Here is a 1,834-nt window from a genome sequence, read left to right on the forward strand (position 1 = left end):
GTGGGGGCCTGCTGGGCCTTCATCGCCGACAAGATTAACTACCTCGCCTACGGCTCCTACCCCGCCGCCGAGCGCTGGCGCCCGAACCTCGCCGTCGCACTGCTGGCCTTCGCCGCCGGATGGATGCTCTGGCTTGGGGCACCCCGGCGCGATCTCGGCGCGCTCTTCGCCTTCCTGGTCTTCCCGGTCTTCGCCTACCTGCTCCTCTCCGGCGCGCCCTCCCTCGGGCTGGCGACCGTCGCGACGGGGTTGTGGGGCGGCTTCCTCGTCACCCTGGTGGTGGCCACGGTGGGAATCGTGTTCTCCCTGCCGCTCGGCATCCTGCTGGCGCTGGGGCGGCGCTCGACCCTGCCGGTGGTGCGCGTGCTCTCCACGGCCTTCATCGAGTTCTGGCGCGGCGTGCCGCTGATCACGGTGCTGTTCATGGCCAACGTGATGCTGCCGCTGTTCCTGCCCGGCGACATCACCGTGGACCGCCTGCTGCGGCCCCTCGTCGGCATCGCGTTCTTCGCCTCCGCCTACATGGCGGAGGTGGTGCGCGGCGGGTTGCAGACGGTGCCGAAGGGACAGGAAGAGGCGGCGGCGGCTCTCGGCCTCAGCCACGCGCAGGGCCTGCGCCTCGTCGTGCTGCCCCAGGCGTTGAAGGTGGCGCTGCCCGGCATCGTCAACACCATCATCGGCCTGTTCAAGGACACGACCCTGGTCTCCATCATCGGCATCAGTGATTTCATCCGCGTGCTGGAAGCCTCCCGCGCCGATCCGCGCTGGTCGGCCCCCACCATCCCGGCCACCGCCTACGCCTTCGCCGCCCTCGTCTATTTCGCATTCTGCTTCGGCATGGCGCGCTATGCCGGGTTCATCGAGCGTCGCCTCGCGGCGGGGGAGAGACGATGACGGGTGAAGCCTTGACGACACCGCAGACTTCCCCCGCCGTCGCGCTCTCCGGCGTCAACAAGTGGTTCGGCGCCCACCACGTTCTGCGCGATGTCGACCTCGCGGTGGCGAAGGCCGAAAAGATCGTGATCTGCGGTCCCTCGGGCTCGGGCAAATCGACCCTGATCCGCTGCGTCAACGGTCTCGAGGCGCATCAGCAGGGCACGATCCATGTGGACGGCATCGAACTCACCGGGACGCAGGCCAGCGTGGATGCCGTGCGCCGCGAGGTCGGCATGGTGTTCCAGCACTTCAATCTGTTCGCCCATCTCACCGTGCTCGAGAATTGTACGCTCGCCCCCATCCACGTGAAGCGGATGGGTCGGGCGGCGGCCGAGGAACTGGCGATGGGCTTTCTCGACCGCGTCCGCATCCCGCAGCTGGCGGCCAAGTTTCCGGGCCAGCTCTCGGGCGGGCAGCAGCAGCGGGTGGCGATCGCCCGCGCTTTGTGCATGAGCCCGAAGGTAATGCTGTTCGACGAGCCGACCTCGGCGCTCGACCCGGAAATGGTCAAGGAGGTGCTCGACACCATGGCCGAGCTGGCGCGCGGCGGCATGACCATGCTCTGCGTCACCCACGAGATGGGCTTTGCCCGCGAGGTCGCCGACCGCGTGGTCTTCATGGACGAGGGCCAGGTCATCGAGGTGGCGCCGCCGGCCGAGTTTTTCGACAGGCCGCGCCATGCCCGTACCAAGGCCTTCCTCAGCCAGATCCTGTGATCGTCGCCCGCCCGCGACGGGAGGAAGGGTCAGAAAATGGCACGGTCGGACCGGACGGCGATGCTCGGGTTCGTTAACGGCCTTGGTTTAAAAGCGGTATTCAAGGTGTTGAGTATTTGTAGAAAGCGTATCGCGTGCGTATTTTGCGCTTCCTCGTCGTCGGCAGCGTCTTCAGCCTGAGC

2 protein-coding genes are annotated in these 1,834 nt (G+C 67.2%); both read left to right on the forward strand.

Features of this window, described 5'->3' with window-relative positions:
- Positions 1-894: amino acid ABC transporter permease (locus FPV16_RS25785; protein ID WP_227441355.1), on the forward strand; the 894-nt coding region annotated here is incomplete at its 5' end.
- A complete protein-coding gene (locus tag FPV16_RS25790) occupies positions 891-1,652 on the forward strand; it encodes an amino acid ABC transporter ATP-binding protein (protein ID WP_227441356.1) in 762 nt (253 codons plus the stop codon). The genes FPV16_RS25785 and FPV16_RS25790, both read left to right, overlap by 4 nt.
- The last annotated feature ends 182 nt before the right edge of the window (positions 1,653-1,834 follow it).

Source organism: Methylobacterium sp. W2 (assembly GCF_020662345.1).
Lineage (GTDB): Bacteria > Pseudomonadota > Alphaproteobacteria > Rhizobiales > Beijerinckiaceae > Methylobacterium.